The sequence below is a fragment of the Cupriavidus taiwanensis genome, assembly GCF_900250115.1.
GTDB lineage: Bacteria > Pseudomonadota > Gammaproteobacteria > Burkholderiales > Burkholderiaceae > Cupriavidus > Cupriavidus taiwanensis_B.
The window spans coordinates 1,907,922-1,922,567 of the sequence record NZ_LT984803.1 but is presented as its reverse complement, the minus strand read 5'-3'; the positions used below and the strand labels follow the sequence as shown (position 1 = coordinate 1,922,567).

Annotated in this window: 16 protein-coding genes and 1 tRNA gene; 7 read left to right on the top strand and 10 right to left on the bottom strand. The window is 68.6% G+C overall.

Annotation, left to right across the window (positions count from 1 at the left end; all coding sequences use genetic code 11):
* Window positions 1-69: 69 nt before the first annotated feature.
* On the top strand, window positions 70-1,026 hold the full coding sequence (locus tag CBM2586_RS09080; RefSeq protein ID WP_115687280.1) for a LysR family transcriptional regulator: 957 nt from the start codon (window positions 70-72) through the stop codon (window positions 1,024-1,026).
* 65 nt (window positions 1,027-1,091) lie between these two features.
* A complete protein-coding gene (locus CBM2586_RS09075) occupies window positions 1,092-2,078 on the top strand; it encodes a Bug family tripartite tricarboxylate transporter substrate binding protein (RefSeq protein ID WP_115661932.1) in 987 nt (328 codons plus the stop codon).
* Between the two features lie 12 nt (window positions 2,079-2,090).
* Here CBM2586_RS09075 and CBM2586_RS09070 read toward each other — a convergent pair whose 3' ends face one another.
* Complete coding sequence (locus CBM2586_RS09070; RefSeq protein WP_115663725.1) at window positions 2,091-2,510, bottom strand: DUF1801 domain-containing protein; 420 nt, start codon at window positions 2,508-2,510, stop codon at window positions 2,091-2,093.
* A 91-nt stretch (window positions 2,511-2,601) separates the two neighbouring features.
* Here CBM2586_RS09070 and CBM2586_RS09065 point away from each other — a divergent pair, with 91 nt between their 5' ends.
* Together CBM2586_RS09065 and CBM2586_RS32030 are read left to right on the top strand one after the other, a co-directional pair.
* Window positions 2,602-3,084 (top strand): DUF1801 domain-containing protein, encoded by a 483-nt coding sequence (locus tag CBM2586_RS09065; protein WP_115687279.1) that lies wholly within the window; start codon window positions 2,602-2,604, stop codon window positions 3,082-3,084.
* 168 nt (window positions 3,085-3,252) lie between these two features.
* Entirely contained in the window at window positions 3,253-4,008 is a 756-nt protein-coding gene (locus CBM2586_RS32030) for a helix-turn-helix transcriptional regulator (RefSeq protein WP_115687278.1), read from the top strand.
* Between the two features lie 106 nt (window positions 4,009-4,114).
* On the opposite strand, the gene CBM2586_RS09055 is transcribed toward CBM2586_RS32030, so the two are convergent.
* Window positions 4,115-5,563 carry a hypothetical protein gene (locus tag CBM2586_RS09055; RefSeq protein ID WP_116363044.1) on the bottom strand — a complete coding sequence of 483 codons (1,449 nt, stop codon included), beginning with the start codon at window positions 5,561-5,563 and terminating at the stop codon, window positions 4,115-4,117.
* Between the two features lie 304 nt (window positions 5,564-5,867).
* On the opposite strand from CBM2586_RS09055, the gene CBM2586_RS09050 reads away from it, so the two are divergent.
* Window positions 5,868-6,971 carry a mandelate racemase/muconate lactonizing enzyme family protein gene (locus CBM2586_RS09050; protein WP_115688714.1) on the top strand — a complete coding sequence of 368 codons (1,104 nt, stop codon included), beginning with the start codon at window positions 5,868-5,870 and terminating at the stop codon, window positions 6,969-6,971.
* A gap of 9 nt (window positions 6,972-6,980) precedes the next feature.
* Here the strand turns inward: CBM2586_RS09050 and CBM2586_RS09045 are convergent, their stop codons facing one another.
* The 7 genes from CBM2586_RS09045 to CBM2586_RS09015 all read right to left on the bottom strand — a co-directional run bounded on the left by CBM2586_RS09045 (window position 6,981) and on the right by CBM2586_RS09015 (window position 12,057).
* Window positions 6,981-7,859: a metal-dependent hydrolase gene (locus CBM2586_RS09045; RefSeq protein ID WP_115661936.1), complete on the bottom strand. Its 879-nt coding sequence runs from the start codon at window positions 7,857-7,859 to the stop codon at window positions 6,981-6,983.
* A 78-nt stretch (window positions 7,860-7,937) separates the two neighbouring features.
* Window positions 7,938-9,494 carry a serine hydrolase gene (locus CBM2586_RS09040; protein WP_115687276.1) on the bottom strand — a complete coding sequence of 519 codons (1,557 nt, stop codon included), beginning with the start codon at window positions 9,492-9,494 and terminating at the stop codon, window positions 7,938-7,940.
* 210 nt (window positions 9,495-9,704) lie between these two features.
* A tRNA-Leu gene (locus CBM2586_RS09035) sits at window positions 9,705-9,791 on the bottom strand.
* 116 nt (window positions 9,792-9,907) lie between these two features.
* On the bottom strand, window positions 9,908-10,717 hold the full coding sequence (locus CBM2586_RS09030) for a MetQ/NlpA family ABC transporter substrate-binding protein (RefSeq protein WP_115661938.1): 810 nt from the start codon (window positions 10,715-10,717) through the stop codon (window positions 9,908-9,910).
* 203 nt (window positions 10,718-10,920) lie between these two features.
* A complete protein-coding gene (locus CBM2586_RS09025; RefSeq protein WP_115661939.1) occupies window positions 10,921-11,241 on the bottom strand; it encodes a type II toxin-antitoxin system PemK/MazF family toxin in 321 nt (106 codons plus the stop codon).
* Complete coding sequence (locus tag CBM2586_RS09020; RefSeq protein ID WP_115661940.1) at window positions 11,235-11,483, bottom strand: AbrB/MazE/SpoVT family DNA-binding domain-containing protein; 249 nt, start codon at window positions 11,481-11,483, stop codon at window positions 11,235-11,237. Before CBM2586_RS09020 ends, CBM2586_RS09025 begins: the two co-directional genes overlap by 7 nt.
* A 166-nt stretch (window positions 11,484-11,649) precedes the next feature.
* Window positions 11,650-12,057: a VOC family protein gene (locus tag CBM2586_RS09015; protein WP_115661941.1), complete on the bottom strand. Its 408-nt coding sequence runs from the start codon at window positions 12,055-12,057 to the stop codon at window positions 11,650-11,652.
* A gap of 239 nt (window positions 12,058-12,296) precedes the next feature.
* Here CBM2586_RS09015 and CBM2586_RS09010 point away from each other — a divergent pair, with 239 nt between their 5' ends.
* Both CBM2586_RS09010 and CBM2586_RS09005 read left to right on the top strand, forming a co-directional pair.
* Complete coding sequence (locus CBM2586_RS09010; protein ID WP_115661942.1) at window positions 12,297-12,767, top strand: SRPBCC family protein; 471 nt, start codon at window positions 12,297-12,299, stop codon at window positions 12,765-12,767.
* Window positions 12,764-14,245 carry a DHA2 family efflux MFS transporter permease subunit gene (locus CBM2586_RS09005; RefSeq protein ID WP_115661943.1) on the top strand — a complete coding sequence of 494 codons (1,482 nt, stop codon included), beginning with the start codon at window positions 12,764-12,766 and terminating at the stop codon, window positions 14,243-14,245. Before CBM2586_RS09010 ends, CBM2586_RS09005 begins: the two co-directional genes overlap by 4 nt.
* A 20-nt stretch (window positions 14,246-14,265) precedes the next feature.
* On the opposite strand, the gene CBM2586_RS09000 is transcribed toward CBM2586_RS09005, so the two are convergent.
* Window positions 14,266-14,535 (bottom strand): acyl-CoA-binding protein, encoded by a 270-nt coding sequence (locus CBM2586_RS09000; protein WP_012353003.1) that lies wholly within the window; start codon window positions 14,533-14,535, stop codon window positions 14,266-14,268.
* Window positions 14,536-14,646 lie beyond the last annotated feature (111 nt).

Genomic DNA, 14,646 nt, shown 5'->3' with positions numbered 1-14,646 from the left:
GCTTGACGCGTGGTCCGAAGCTGATTCCAATCCCGGGTGGACCGTTTCCCTAACACAGGCCGCCCCCGCATGGACCGTTTCGACGCGCTGCAACTTTTCACCCGGATCGTGGAACTGGGCTCGTTCACCCGTGCCGCGAGCGCGCTGGACATGCCGCGCGCCACCGCCACGCATGCGATCAAGGAAACCGAGGCGCGCGTCGGCGCCCGGCTGCTGGAGCGCACCACGCGGCAGGTGCGTCCTACGCTGGACGGGCAAGCCTTCTATGAGCGCGGCAAGCAGGTGCTGCAGGCGCTGGAAGACGCCGAAACCTCGCTCAGCACGCAGGTGGCCGACCCGCGCGGCACGCTGCGGCTGGACCTGCACGGCACCCATGCGACGCGGATCATCCTGCCGCGCATCGGCGAATTTCGCGCGCGCTACCCGCATATCGAGCTGGTCATCAGCAGCGGCGACCGCCTGGTCGACCTGATCGGGGAGGGCATCGATTGCGTGGTGCGCGCCGGCCGGCCGCGCGATTCGTCGCTGGTGGCGAGGCGCCTGGCGGAGCTGCCCGAGGTGCTGTGCGCCAGCCCCGCATACCTGGCGGCGCACGGCACGCCGCGGCATCCGTTGGAGCTGGCCGGACACGTCGGCGTGGGCTTCTTTTCCCGCAGCCATGACAGCCGCTATCCGTTCACGCTGACCGTCGATGGCGAGGTGCGCGCGTTCCGGGCCAGCGGCTGGATTTCAGTCAGCGATGCCGAGTGCTATACCAGCGCGGCGCTGGCCGGCTGCGGCCTGATCCAGGTGCCTCGCTTCCGCGTCGAAGACCATTTGCGCGCCGGGCGGCTGGTGCCGGTGCTGGAGGCCTGGCCATGCCCGGATTTGCCGGTGTCGGCGCTGTATCCGTTCCACCGGCAGCTGGCGCCGCGCGTACGGGTGTTCGTCGACTGGGTGGCGGGGATCTACGCGGCGCGGTTCGGGCCGCCGCGGGCCGACGCCGGCGCCGCGCATGGTGGAAACCCGGGCGTGTCCCAGGCCTGAACACTCACTAAGATGAAAGGCCCGCCGCCGCTGCGGCGCACAACGATAACGCGGAGACTTCATCTATGGATCGTCGACAGTTCCTGGGCACCGCGGGACTCGCGCTGGCGGCCGGCGTGGCGCCGCACGCGCTGGCCCAGCAGTGGCCCGCGCGCGCCATCCGCCTGGTGGTGGCCTATCCGCCGGGTGGCGGCACCGATGTGGTGGCGCGCCTGTTCGCCGACTACCTTGCGCGCGCGACGGGCCAGTCGGTGGTGGTCGAGAACAAGCCAGGCGGCGCCACCATTCCCGCCACGCAGGACGTGATCCGCGCGAAGAACGACGGCCAGACCCTGCTGGTGACGCTGGGCTCTTCAGCCACCTCGGGCGCGCATATCAACCGCGTGCCCTACGATCCGTTGACCGACCTGACCGCGCTGGCCGAACTCGGCCGCGCGCCGGTGCTGCTGGCCGCCAGCAAGGACGCACCGTACAACACGCTGAAGGAACTGGTCGCCTACGCCAAGGCGAATCCGGGCAAGCCGATCCACTCGGCCTCGTACGGTCCGGGCACGTCGTCGCACTTCGGCCCGCTGCTGTTCAACCGGCTCGCCGGCACCCATCTGGAACCGGTGCTGTACAAGGGTTCGGCACCGGCCACGCAGGACCTGGTGGGCGGCGTGGTGCCGCTGATGATCGACGGCCTGACCACCGGCGTGCCGCTGTACCAGGCCGGCAAGACCAAGGTGCTGGCCACCACCATCCCGGAGCGATCGGAACTCGCGCCCGGGGCGCCCACGTTCCGCGAGCTGGGCTACCCCGAGATGGAGCAGCTCAGCGGCTATTTCGCGCTGTTTGGCCCCAAGGCCATGCCGCGGGAGACGGTCGAGGCGGTCTCGGCCGCGGTGCGCAAGGTGCTGGCCGATCCCGCCTACCAGAAGCGGCTGGCCGGCGTGGGGGTGCTGCCGCCGCAGGCGGTCACGCCGGATGCGTTCGCCGCGCAGATCCGTGCCGACCACGCGCGCTGGGGGCAGTTCATCAAGGACATCGGGTTCAAGATCGAGGGAAGCTGAACCTGCGGCGCTTCACGCGTCGTCTTGCTGGCTCGCCTTTGCACGGGTGCGCGCCGGCGCCCGCTTTTTCGCCTTGCCCTGGTTGAACGCGATCGCGGCGCGGACCAGGGCCTGCAGCGCGCGAGCGTCGATCCTGTCGCCCTCGGCCAGGTCGATCGCGCGCCATTTGTTGCCGCCCAGGCCAGCGTTGAAGAGATGGCCAGGATCGGGCAGGCTGGCGCCGTTGGTAAAGGTGAGCTTGACCTTGGCCTTGTGGGCGTTGGCGACGGCGATCATGCCGTCGCGCGACCATACCGGGCTGCCCATCCATTTCCATTCCTCGACGATGGCGCTGTCGGCGGCAAGAATGGCCTTGCGCAGGCTGGCCAGGGTCTGGCCGCGCCAGTCGGGCAACCCCGCGATCAGCTGGTCGATCTGTTCTGACGGATGCATCGGTGGTGGCTCCTCGAGGTTCTGGCTGACCGGCTTATCATAGCCGCTCAGTGCGGTCTCGCCGACCGACGTCAACCAGGGGAGGTCAGCCATGGCCAACAGCACGTCCCGGACCCCGGCAGGGGGTGCGCGCAAGCCCGCGCAGAAGGCCGCTGCGCGGCCCGCCACCGGCAAGCCGGTGCTGCTGGCAGGGGGCAATCCGCAGATTCCGAAAGGCGATGGCGATGCGCCGGTGCAAGCCTACCTCGCGGCGATGCCGGGCTGGAAGCAGGACGCGGGGCGGCGACTGGACGCACTGGTCGAGCGCAACGTGCCCGATGTGAACAAGGCGGTGCGCTGGAATTCGCCGTTCTATGGCAGGGCGGGGCAGGGCTGGTTTCTCAGCTTCCATTGCATGACCCGATACATCAAGGTAGCGTTTTTCCGCGGCATGTCGCTCGACCCGGTGCCGCCGGTCGAGTCCAGGGACAAGGACACGCGCTATTTCCATATCCACGAGGGCGAGGCCATCGACGAGGCCCTGCTGGCGCACTGGATCCGGCAGGCCGCGGCGCTGCCGGGATGGCAGCCGTAGCCACGCCGCGCCCGCCCAGCGGGCCCGTGCTCTTCCCCCGAACGGGGCGTTCCGTGGCGGCGGAATTTGCATACACTCGCCATCTTCACCGGCTGGCGGCCAGTTGCCGCACGGCTGCGTCTTCACGATCGCACCCGCCCCCGGGGCGCGCATCCGGTCGGAGATTGCATGAAGACAGATCCGCTCCGTGACTGGCAGTACGCCGAGACCGTGCTGCATGTGCGCACGCCGCAGGAAGTGGCACAGGTGGCGCTGCGCGCGGCCAGGGCCATGGGCTTCAACCACCATGCCTACGTCATGAAGCAGCCCGCGCTCGGCGCGCAGGACGACAACGACTTTGTCTGCTTCCACGATTTCCCGGCGGACTGGGCGCGCGCGCGCTACGAGCCGCTGCGCGCCAAGCGGCACGAGGACGGCGACGCACGCGTGGCGCACGTGCGCGCGGGCATGCCGGCGACCTCGTGGAATGCGCTGGGCGAGGTCGACCACACGCGCCGCGATATCGGGCAGAGCGCGCGCAAGCTGCTGCGCAGCGCGGGCGAGCACGGGCTCAACGCGGGCCTGACCATTCCGCTATGGACGCCGGGGATCGACTGGGCTTTCATGACGCTGACCACCGATGCCACCTCCGACCTGCGCGCGCTTCGCACCACGCTGGCGCCGATGAGCTACTTTGCGCATTGCCTGCATTCGGCATTGCGGCGGCTGCAGGGCGAGGCCGCGCGCCCGGCGCTGAGCCGGCGCCAGCGCGAGATCCTGCACTGGGCGGCGATCGGCAAGACCACGTGGGAGATTTCCACCATCCTCGGCATCAGCGAGAGCACCGTCTACTTCCACCTCAACGTCGCCGCCGGCAAGCTCAATACGCGCGGGCGCCAGGCCACCTGCGCGCGAGCGGTGGCGCTGGGGCTGCTGTCGATCTGACAACGGTGCAGCGCCAGACGGAGCAGACTGCGTTAACTCGGACAACGCGGACAAGCCCCGGGGGCCAACATCGCCCCCGGGGCTCGCGGTTGGCGCGACAAGCGCGTCAGTTGGCCGGCGTGTAATAGCGGCCGGCGATACGGGTGCCGGCGTCGCTCCACTGGTTCCAGACCAGCGCCGCGTTGCCTTTCTCGTTTACCGCCAGCGCGGGAATCGCGGCGGTGTCGCCATAGCTCTCGCCCGGCGTGGCGGTGCCCCAGCCGGTGCCGGCCACATAGCGGTTGGTCCACAGGTCGGCCACGCTGCTGCCGTCGGGCTCCTGGGTCCAGGCGACAAAGCCGTTGCCGGCGCCGTCCAGGCCGACCGTCGGCAGGCTCGGCGTGCGCGTGCTGGCATCGAGCAGCACGGTCGCGCTGCCCCAGGCGCCGTTGGCCGGGGCCACGCTGGCCACCAGCGCGTTGTCGTGGCGGCCCCAGGCCACCATGGCGTCGCCGCGCGCATTGACCGACAGCCGCGCCTTGCTGATAAAGGCTTCGGCAACCGGCGGCGCCACCGCGACGGGGTTCTGCCAGGCCGAGGTAAATCGCCTCGCGTACAGCGTGCTGGCCACGGTGCCGTTGGCGACATCGGATTGCCCCCATACCAGCGTGGCGTTGCCGCTGCCGTCCATGGCGATGGCGGGATAGCCGAGCGAGCGGTCGATGCTGTCGTCGCGCACCAGCTCGCTGGGCGCGTCCCAGCTGCCGCCGCTGAAGCGGCTGGTCCAGATGCCGTTGCTGGCGAGGTCAGTCAGTTCCCACACCGCAATCGCCTCGCCCGAAGGGGCCACGGCAACCTGCGGGCGCAGGTTCTGGATACCGGAGTCATTGGGCGTCGCGAACATCGCTTCCGTGCCCCAGCCGCTGGCGGCGGTGTAGCGGTTCGCGACGATCTTGAACGGTCCGAACTGGCCGTCGCGCTGGCTCCACACCGCGATCGCGTTGCCGCTGGCGTCGATGCCGACCTGCGGCTGCGCGGCCAGCCCGGCGCCGGCCTCGATGCGCGCCAGCGTGCCCCAGCCGGAGGCCGGGTCGAAGGGCCGGGCCCAGATGTCGTAGGCGCCCGCGGTGGTCAGCTGCGCCCACACCACCATGGCGCGGCCGCTGGCGCGGTCGATCGCGATCTGCGGGCCATCGGTGGCGCCCGCGGCATCGCTTTCCAGCGCCACTGGCGCGCTCCAGCCGGAACCCGGCACATAGCGGCTCGCCAGCACGCTTTCGTTGGCGCTGCCTGCATCGAGCTGCATCCAGACCGCGATGGCATTGCCCGCGGCATCGATGGCGACGTTGACGTTGCCCGCGCCAGCCTCGCTGAAGGGCGCCGGATCGGTCCAGCCCGCCGGCGCGGGGGTGCCGGGGTTGCCGGGCGTGCCTGGGGTGCCAGGTGTTCCCGGCGTTCCGGGGGTACCCGGGGTACCGGGGTTGCCCGGGTTGGGCTGCGGTGCCGCGCTGTTATCGTCCCCGCCGCACGCGGACAGTGCCGCGCAAATCGCCATCAGCAAAATCGTCTTACGCATTGAGTCTTCCCTTTCGGATCTTGTTCTTCAACGATCAATTCGCGGCCGGGGCCGGCATGGCGGCGCCGTGAAGGCCGCAGCGGACACGGCGCCTGGGGCTGGCGCGAATTGCCACGGGCGAGAATAGTGAAGGGCGGGCAGGGTGGCGCGCCGACCCTGTGGGATTCCACAGGGTGGCTGCAACGCCCGCGGCGGCGAGCGCTCATGCCGGGCCCGCCTGGTGGCCTATATTGAAGTCCTGCGCGGCATGGGCGCCGGCGTTGCCGGTGGTAGCCTGGGCGAGCGCGCGAGCAAGGAGTGCGCCATGAAGGTCGCCAGCATCGAAGCCATCGTCCTGCGCATTCCATTCACGGTCGGCGGGGTTTCGGCCGCGGGTGTCTGGGGCGGGGCGGGCATGCAGGCCGCCGATTCGCTGCTGCTCAAGGTAAGCACCGATGACGGCCTGGTCGGCTGGGGCGAAACCTTCGGCTTTGTCGGCGTTCCGGCGGCCAGGGCCGCGATCGAGCAGATGCTGGCGCCGGCCTGCATCGGCCGTGACGCGACCGGGATCGATGCGATCAGCCTCGACCTGCAGCGCAGGTTCCATGTGTTCGGACGCAGCGGGCCGCTGTTCTACGCGCTGTCGGCGCTCGACATCGCGCTGTGGGACCTGTGCGGCAAGGCGGCCGGCCTGCCCGTTTACCGGCTGCTCGGAGGTGCGCGGCGCGAGCAGCTGCCGGCCTATGCCAGCCTGATCCGCTATGGCGATGCCGAAGCGATCGCGGTCAACGTCAGGCGCGCCATTGCCGATGGCTACCGCAGCCTGAAGCTGCATGAGGTCGACCTGGCCGTGATCCGTGCCGCGCGCGCGGCGGCGGGCCCGGATATCGAGCTCACGCTGGATACGAATTGCCCGTGGACGCTGCATGAGGCCATCGACATGGTCCGCGCCCTGCAGCCCTTGTCGCTGAGGTGGCTGGAAGAGCCGCTGTGGCCACCCGAGAACTACGCCGGACTGGCAGCGCTGCGCCGGCGCTGCGCGATTCCGGTCGCGGCCGGCGAGAATGCGACCACGCTGCTGGAGTTCGAGCACCTGCTCGGCATGGGTGCCGTCGATGTGGTGCAGCCCAGCCCGGCCAAGATGGGCGGCATCAGCGCCTTGCGCGATGTCTTTGCCCTGGCCAGGGTGCACAACGCGCAGGTGATGGTCCATACCTTCTACGACGGCCCCGGGCTGCTGGCCGCCATGCATGCCACCGCGGCGCTGGGCGATGCCGGCGCCATGATCGAATGGCGGTACTTCGACATGGCCGCGCAAGTGCTTGGCGATGCCGTGGTGCCGCGCGACGGCATGATCGCGCTACCCGCGGGCCCCGGCCTGGGCATCGACCCGGACCCCGACGTGATCCGGCGCTACCGCATCGGCTGACGCCGCCGCTCAGAAGTCGACCTTCTCGCCCGGCTGCGGCACGATCACGCTGGTCGCGGCACCAGCGCCCAGCGCCGTCCGGAACTGCTCCGGCGTGCCGCTCGCTTGCGCCGAGGTCTGGTAGTGGATCGGGATCGCGAAGCGGGGCCGGATCAGGTCGCGCACGGCGATCGCGGCATCCTGCGGTGCCATGGTGGAATGCCCGCCGATCGGGATCAGCACCAGGTCCGGCTTGTAGATCTCGCCGATCAGGCGCATGTCGCCGAACAGCCCGGTGTCGCCCATGTGCCAGATGCGGAAGCCGTTCTCCAGTTCGATGATGTAGCCCACCGGCTCGCCGCCATAGTGGGTTTCGTCCTTGCCGGTGGCCGGGTTCTTCAGCGCCAGTTCCGACGAGTGCTCCGCATGCACCGCCGTGATCTTCGGGCCCGCCGGGCCAAATGGCATGACCGTGCCGCTCTTGCCAAAGCGCTGTACCTGCGCCTCGGGCACCAGGCCCAGGCTGACCAGCGCCCGCCCCAGGCCGCCGCCGTTGTACACCGGTGCGTTGGTCAGCCGGGCCAGCGCCGGGGTATCGCCCAGATGGTCATTATGGGCATGCGTGACCAGGATCAGGTCGACCTTGCCGAGCGCGGACAGTTGTTTGAAGCCGGTCGGGGTTTTCGGGTTGTTGGTCAGCCAAGGGTCGATCACGATGACCTTGCCGCCCGGCGTGGTGATGCGCGTGGCGGCCTGGCCCAGCCACAGCACTTCCGCCTTGCCCGCGGCGGGCTGGCCGGGCGCGACCGGGCGCGGCGGGTCCGCCGGCGGGGTGGGCGCGGCACAGCCGCCGAGCAAGGCGCACAGCGTGGCGACGGCGGCGAGAAGCTTTGCAAGGTGTCTGCACATGTCCATCCTCCGTGAAGGGATCGATGCCGGATCGATGCCGACCCGATACTGACCCGATACGCAATGCCGTCCGGACCGCTAGCGCACGAACATGCCCAGGCCCTCGTGGTCGTAGAACTCGAGCCAGACCCGGTCGCTGGAAAAGGCGGCCTGCGAGATCGTGCCCGGCATGGCGTTTTCATTGTCGAGGGTGAAGGTGAAGATATCGCCGTCCCAGTGGCTCAGCGGCAGCACCAGCGGCGTCGCGCCCAGCGTCATCACCAGCGTGCCGCCCTGGTCGGCGACCTGCAGCGGACCGTAGTAGTCGTTGCGGTAGGTGCCGGTGTAGGTCGACAGCGCGCGCGCCGGCAGCGGACTGGCGGGGCGTGGCTGTCCCACCAGCCGGCCTTCCGGCTCCAGCAGCGGTGCCAGCGCATCGCCATAGATCTTGCCCCAGTCGCGGCGGATGGCGCCGTATTGCGCCAGGTCGAAGAACTGGGCGCTCAGGGTTTCCGGCACGCCGATGGGCTGCGCGTTGGTCAGCGTCACGATTGCCAGGTCGAGTTCCGGCACCGCCATGAAGCTGGTGGCGGCGCCCAGGGCAAAGGCGCCGGAGTGGTTGAGCGAGGTCAGGCCCAGTTCGGTGGTGCCGACATTGAAGCCATAGCCATAGTAGCCGGCGGGGCGGCCCCCGGCGGGCGGGTTGCTCTGCATCTGCGGGCTCAGGGCCGGCGCCAGTGCGGCGGCGTCGACCACCCGCTGCCCGCCATACTCGCCCCTGGCGAGCAGCAGCGCCAGCCATTTGGCCATGTCGTTGACCGACGCACTGACGCCGCCCGCAGCCGATTGCGCATCGGGCATCCGCGCCGCGCCCTGCACCCAGTTGCCGTTGATCCGCACGTGGCCGAGCGCGCGGTTGTCGCGCGCGGCAAAGTCGGCGTAGCGCGAACTGGTGCGCGTCATGCCCAGCGGCTGGTAGAGCGCCTGTTCCGACAGCGTGGCCCAGTCGGTGCCGGCGGCGACGGCAACCGCTTCGGCGGCGGCGGTCATGCCGAAGTTGGTGTACGCGTAGACCGCGCGCAACGGATGCAGCGGCAGGAAGCGCAGGCGCGTCAGCACCTGCTGGCGGTCGTAGCCCATGTCCTCGAGACGGTCGCCGGCGTGGTCCGGCAGGCCGGAACGATGGGCGTAGAGGTCGCCGATGGTGACGGCCGCCGAGACTTCGGCATCGGCCAGCGTGAACCAGGGCAGGTGCGTGCGCACCGGCGTATCCCAGCCGATGCCGCCGCGCCCGACCTGGCGCGCCACCACCGTGGCGCCGATGGACTTCGACACCGACGCCAGCTGGAACACGGTGTCGGCATCGACCGGCGCGGGGTCGGTCACCAGCCGCCGACCGAAGCCCTTCGCATAAACGGTCTGATTGCCGCGCACCACGGCGACCGCCATGCCGGGCACGCGCGAACTGGCCATCAGATCGGCGACCAGCTGGTCGAGCTGGGCGATGGCCTGCGTGATCTGCGCCGGGGGAACCGGCTCGGGTGGCGTGGGCTTGGGTGGTTCGTCGTCGCCGCCGCCGCACGCCGGCAGCGCCGGGACCAGCAGGCCGCCCAGCGCGGCTCCCAGGAAACGGCGACGCTCTTGCAGTTTGCCCACGGTAGTTCTCCGTTATGACGCGGAACAGGCCATGGCACGGCAGTGTCGCGCCAGGTAGAACTACTGTATGCGATCGATCGCCGGGCGGCGAATGATAGAAGGACTGAATGATGGAAGGACTTCGACGCAGCGAAGCAAAGCGCTCAAGCGCTTTGCTTTCGGGGCGGATATGAAAAAGGGGTCTGCATGCGCAGACCCCTTCTTAAATCGTGGTGCCCAGGAGAGGACTCGAACCTCCACAGTGTTGCCACCGCTAGGACCTGAACCTAGTGCGTCTACCAATTCCGCCACCTGGGCAGGTGGTGAGCCGCGAATTCTACCGAAGGCGGCGGAATTTGCAAGCCCTTGCGCGGGCGCCGTGCAAAAAAACTTTGGCGACCACGCTCAGCAGTGGTCGGAGCGACCGCCTGCAATCAGAACGACGGCACCATCGCGCCCTTGTACTGCGCCTTCATGAACTGGCGCACGTCTTCCGACTGGTACGCGGCCACCAGCTTCTTGACCCACGGCTTGTCCTTGTCCTGGGTGCGCACCACGATGATGTTGGCGTAGGGGCTGTGGATGTCCTCCAGCGCGATCGCGTCCCTGGTCGGCTGCAGGCCGGCGGCGAGCGCGTAGTTGGTATTGATCACGGCGGCGCCGACATCGGGCAGTGCGCGCGCCAGCTGGGCCGCGTCGAGTTCCACGATCTTCAGCTTCCTGGGGTTCTCGGCCACGTCCAGCGGCGTGGCATTGGAGCCGTTGGTGCCGGCGCCGGCCTTCAGCTTGATCACGCCTTGCGCCTGCAGCAACAGCAGCGCGCGGTTTTCATTGGAAGGATCGTTGGGCACCGCCACCCTGGCGCCCTGCGGCAGGTCCTTGGGCGACTTCAGGTTCTTCGCGTAGATGCCCAGCGGCGAGATATAGGTGTAGCCCACGCTCTGCATCTTGTAGCCGCGCTGCTTCACCTGGCTGTCCAGATAGGGCTGGTGCTGGAAGCTGTTGGCGTCCAGGTCGCCGGCGTCGAGCGCGGCGTTGGGCTGCACGTAGTCGTTGAACTCGATCACCTTCAGGTTCAGGCCATTGCGCTTGGCTACCTTCTGGACCACTTGCCAGACTTCGGCGTCCGGTCCGCTGACCGTGCCGACACGGATGGTCTGTTCCTGGGCCGCGGCACTGCCGGCGGCGATAAAACCCACGGCGGACACTGCTGCCGCCAGACGCTTGATCAAAGACGTGCGCATAGGAATGGTGAAGAACTTGTTGTGATGTGGCGAGTGAGAGGCAATCGCTGGGCAGGGATCGCCTGTCCGGAGCGAGGGCACAGATTAACGCAATTGCGTGCGGATGGCGTAGTGCGGACGATTCTGGCGTCTATTTCTTTTTCATAAGCTTATGTGGCCAGGGTGTCCCCGTCCGCCGGCATTAAATGCCCCCGCGCCGCGGCTCAGTCCGCAAACACTTCACGCAAGGTCCGCAAGGTGTCCGCCACGGTGCGGTCACTCAGGCCGCCTGCCCGCTTCACCAGCCGGGACTTGTCGACGGTGCGCAGCTGGTCCAGCAGAATCAGGCCGGTCTTGCGCTGGAAGGTCACCGGAATGCGAAACGGTGCCGGGCGGCTGCCGGTGGTCATCGGCGCCACCATTACGGTGCGCAGGTAGTCGTGCATCTCGGGCGGCGACAGGATGACGCACGGGCGCGTCTTCTCGATCTCGCTGCCGACGGTGGGGTCGAGCGCGACCAGCCAGACGTCGCCGCGCGCTACCATTTCAGCTCCGCGTCGTCGGCGTTGGGCAGGTCGCCCAGCACCAGGGTATCGTCGCCGGTCGCGGCGATCTGCCGGCTGGCTTCCGCCCAGCCTTGCCGCGGTGCCTGCCGGGGCCGGCGCAGCACCAGCGTGTCATTCACGATTTCCATTTCCACTTCATTCTCCAGACCCAGCTGTGCCAGGATTGCCTTGGGAATCAGGACACCTTGCGAGTTGCCCATCTTGCGGATCGTTGCCTTCATGTCTTGTTGCTCATGGTGTGGCCAGTACTGGCGTCAGCACAATGTTATTACGTCGCGGGCATCAAGGAAACAGGCGGGCACGACCCTGCATGGAAATGTGACATCCCGGCGCAGCCGGCAACAGGCGAATGGTCCGAAAACGCCGGCGCCGTGCGCGGCGGCCAGCTCAGTCCGCGACCGTCGCGTAGCCCCGGCCCTTCCATTCGATAAAACACAGCCCGTGCCCGAACGGGTCCGACAGCGTGGCCTGCCGGCCCCAGGCGAACTCCTGCGGCCAGTCCTCGATTTCGGCGCCGGCGTCGAGCGCGCGTTCGATGGCCTGCTCCAGGTCGGCGACGACGAAATCGAGGTGAACCGGGGTCCAGTGGCGGCGATAGTCGCGCCGGGTCGCGCCGCGCGTGGTCGGGCGCGTGCCCGCCGGCTTGGCGAGCAGGTAGATCGGGGCATTGCCGCCCAGCATTTCGGCGACGGCGCCGTCGAACAGCTTGCGGCCCAGCCGCAGTCCCAGCCCCTGCGCGTAGAAATCGATGCCGCGCGCCAGGTCGTCGACATCGATATTGATCAGCAACTCCATCACAGCCTCCTGCAGCGTTCCGTGTGAAAGCGGCCGCATTGTGCGCCGGGTCTCCTGACAGCTGCTGTCAGGAGTGATGTTTCAGCCGGGCGCGGCGTTGGTGCGGAAGACTCCAGGCGGCGCGATCCTGCCGATAGCTGGGAGGGCGGCTTGGCCCATGTTGCAGTGCGCAGACAAAAAGGTCTCGCGAATACGCGGAGACTTCATAATATCGACTTATTGCAAATGGGAGAGTTAAGTTGCGTTTTGAGCACTTGGTGGAGATCAATGATCCGGGCAACCCGCAGCTGGAACCGCTGACGGCCGAGCAAGTGTGGCAGGGCCTGGTGCTGCGCGCCGAATCTCCCGAGCTTTTCGTGCTGGGTCTGGATCGCGCCGAAGTGGTGGGCCGCGGCGACAACTGGATCGACCGCGTGCTGCATTTCGGCGAAGCCTCGATCGAGGATCACGTGGTCTACGAGCCGCGCCGGCTGGTGCGCTATGAAACCGCGGCCACGGCCGAGCATGCCGGCGGCACCCTCACCATGGCGATCGAGACCCCGGGTCCGGGCGCGCTGCTGCTGCGCTTCATCTACGACACCACCATGCCGGCCGTCGATGCCAGCGGCGACGACCGCTACGCCGAGATCGTCAAGTCCGCCTATCACGCGGCCGACATCGACACCGTCCGCAAGATCCGCGAGATCGCCGACACCGGGCGGCTGGGGTGAGCGAGGGCCCCGCCACGCCGGAGGGTTCCGGTCAGCAGTCGGGTCTGCCGACCCGGCAGTCGCTGCGTGCGCGCTATGGCGAGCGGCTGCGCTGGCTGGTGCTGGCGACGCTGATGCTGGGCACGATCTCGTCGATCGTCTCGTCCACCATCGTCAATGTGGCCATTCCCGACCTGAGCCGGCATTTCGCGCTGGGGCAGGAGCGCGCGCAATGGGTCGCGGCCAGCTTCATGATCGCGATGACGCTGTCGATGCTGCTGACCCCGTGGCTGCTGAACCGCTACGGGCTGCGGCGCACTTTCCTGGGCGCGTCGCTGCTGCTGGGCGCGGGCGGGCTGGTGGGCGGTTTCTCGCCCACCTACGGCGTGATGATCGCCATGCGCGTGGCCGAGGGCATCGCCGCGGGCATCATGCAGCCGCTGCCCAACATCCTGATCCTGCGGGTCTTTGAAGAGCGCGAGCAGGGCAAGGCAATCAGCATGTTCGGCTTCGGCGTGGTGCTGGCGCCGGCGCTGGGGCCGAGCCTGGGCGGTTTCCTGGTCGAGGCCTTCGGCTGGCGCTCGATCTTCTTCGTGGTGGTGCCGCTGACGCTGCTGGCCGTGCTGATGGCACGCCGCTTCATGGCGGTGGACTCGATCATGATGGGCGAGCGCCAGCCGCTGGACTGGCGCGGGCTGGGCCTGGCCGGCATCGCCACGGTCAGCCTGCTCAACGGCGTGGTCGAGCTGCGCGAGAGCGTCGCCGCGGGCCTGGCGCTGTCAGGCTTCGGCGTGCTGATGCTGGCGGCGTTCGTGATGTGGCAGCTGCGCGCGGCGTACCCGCTGATGAACATGCGGCTGTACAGCTACCGCCAGTTCGCGGCCGGCGCGGTGGTGGCCTTCATCTATGGCGCGGGCCTGTTCGGCTCGACCTACCTGTTGCCAATCTATATGCAGATGGCGCTGGAATACACGCCATCGCGCGCCGGCCTGGTGCTGTTCCCGGCGGGCGTGGTGCTGGCGCTGACGATTGCGGTGGCGGGGCGCTTCACGCACCGGATCGCGCCGCATATCCAGGTGTCGTTCGGGCTGGCGCTGCTGTCGCTGTCGTTCCTGCTGATGGCGCTGGGCTCGCGCGCGACGCCTTACCTGGTGCTGGTCGGGCTGGCGGTGCTGGGGCGGATCGGCCTGGGCTGCATCCTGCCATCGCTGACGCTGGGCGCGATGCGCGGCGTGGACTTTACGCTGATCGCGCAGGGTTCCAGCTGCATCAACTTCCTGCGGCAACTGGGTGGCGCCATCGGCGTGAGCCTGGCCGGGGTGGGGCTGCAGTGGCGGCTGGCCGAGCATGGCGCATTGCTCGGCCAGGCCGGCGACAGCGCGCTGCAGGCGGCGCGCATCCGCGCCTTCGATGAAACCTTCCTCGCGGTCGGCGTGGTGATCGCCAGCGCGATGCTGGCGGCCTGGCGCATCCGGCCGCGGCCGGCGCCGGCGGCCTGACGCCGCCGGGCCGGAGCACTTCAGCTGGCGGCGCCGCTGCGCAGTTCTTCCACCAGCGCGATGTACTGCTCCATTGCCTGTTCGCGCGCGGTGCCGCGCAGCGCTTCCCACGCTTCGAACTTGTAGCGGCCGACGAAATCGGTCATGCCGGGCTTGTCGCCGTGGGCATCGCCCTCGCTGCCTTGCTTGAACAGCGCATACAGGCGCAGCAGGGACATATTGCTGGGGCGTTCGCTCAGTTGCTTGACGTCGATCTGGGCCTGTTCGAAGCGTGCCTGCAGGTCGCTCATGGGGTTCCTCCGTGTGGGCTGTGTGGATTGCGAAAATGCAGCCCGATGATAGCCGCCCCGCGCGGCCGCGCCGTCCGTATAAAACCGAAGAAGCCCTCGATTCCGGGCCCA

Bases quoted from the DNA above. Each gene is read 5' to 3' on its own strand.
- CBM2586_RS09075 (WP_115661932.1), top strand. From the start codon at position 1,092: ATGGATCGTCGACAGTTCCTGGGCACCGCGGGACTCGCGCTGGCGGCC.
- CBM2586_RS09055 (WP_116363044.1), bottom strand. From the start codon at position 5,563: ATGCGTAAGACGATTTTGCTGATGGCGATTTGCGCGGCACTGTCCGCG.
- CBM2586_RS09050 (WP_115688714.1), top strand. From the start codon at position 5,868: ATGAAGGTCGCCAGCATCGAAGCCATCGTCCTGCGCATTCCATTCACG.
- CBM2586_RS09015 (WP_115661941.1), bottom strand. From the start codon at position 12,057: ATGGAGTTGCTGATCAATATCGATGTCGACGACCTGGCGCGCGGCATC.
- CBM2586_RS09025 (WP_115661939.1), bottom strand. From the start codon at position 11,241: ATGGTAGCGCGCGGCGACGTCTGGCTGGTCGCGCTCGACCCCACCGTC.
- CBM2586_RS09000 (WP_012353003.1), bottom strand. From the start codon at position 14,535: ATGAGCGACCTGCAGGCACGCTTCGAACAGGCCCAGATCGACGTCAAG.
- CBM2586_RS09030 (WP_115661938.1), bottom strand. From the start codon at position 10,717: ATGCGCACGTCTTTGATCAAGCGTCTGGCGGCAGCAGTGTCCGCCGTG.
- CBM2586_RS09020 (WP_115661940.1), bottom strand. From the start codon at position 11,483: ATGAAGGCAACGATCCGCAAGATGGGCAACTCGCAAGGTGTCCTGATT.
- CBM2586_RS09065 (WP_115687279.1), top strand. From the start codon at position 2,602: ATGGCCAACAGCACGTCCCGGACCCCGGCAGGGGGTGCGCGCAAGCCC.
- CBM2586_RS09045 (WP_115661936.1), bottom strand. From the start codon at position 7,859: ATGTGCAGACACCTTGCAAAGCTTCTCGCCGCCGTCGCCACGCTGTGC.
- CBM2586_RS32030 (WP_115687278.1), top strand. From the start codon at position 3,253: ATGAAGACAGATCCGCTCCGTGACTGGCAGTACGCCGAGACCGTGCTG.
- CBM2586_RS09070 (WP_115663725.1), bottom strand. From the start codon at position 2,510: ATGCATCCGTCAGAACAGATCGACCAGCTGATCGCGGGGTTGCCCGAC.
- CBM2586_RS09080 (WP_115687280.1), top strand. From the start codon at position 70: ATGGACCGTTTCGACGCGCTGCAACTTTTCACCCGGATCGTGGAACTG.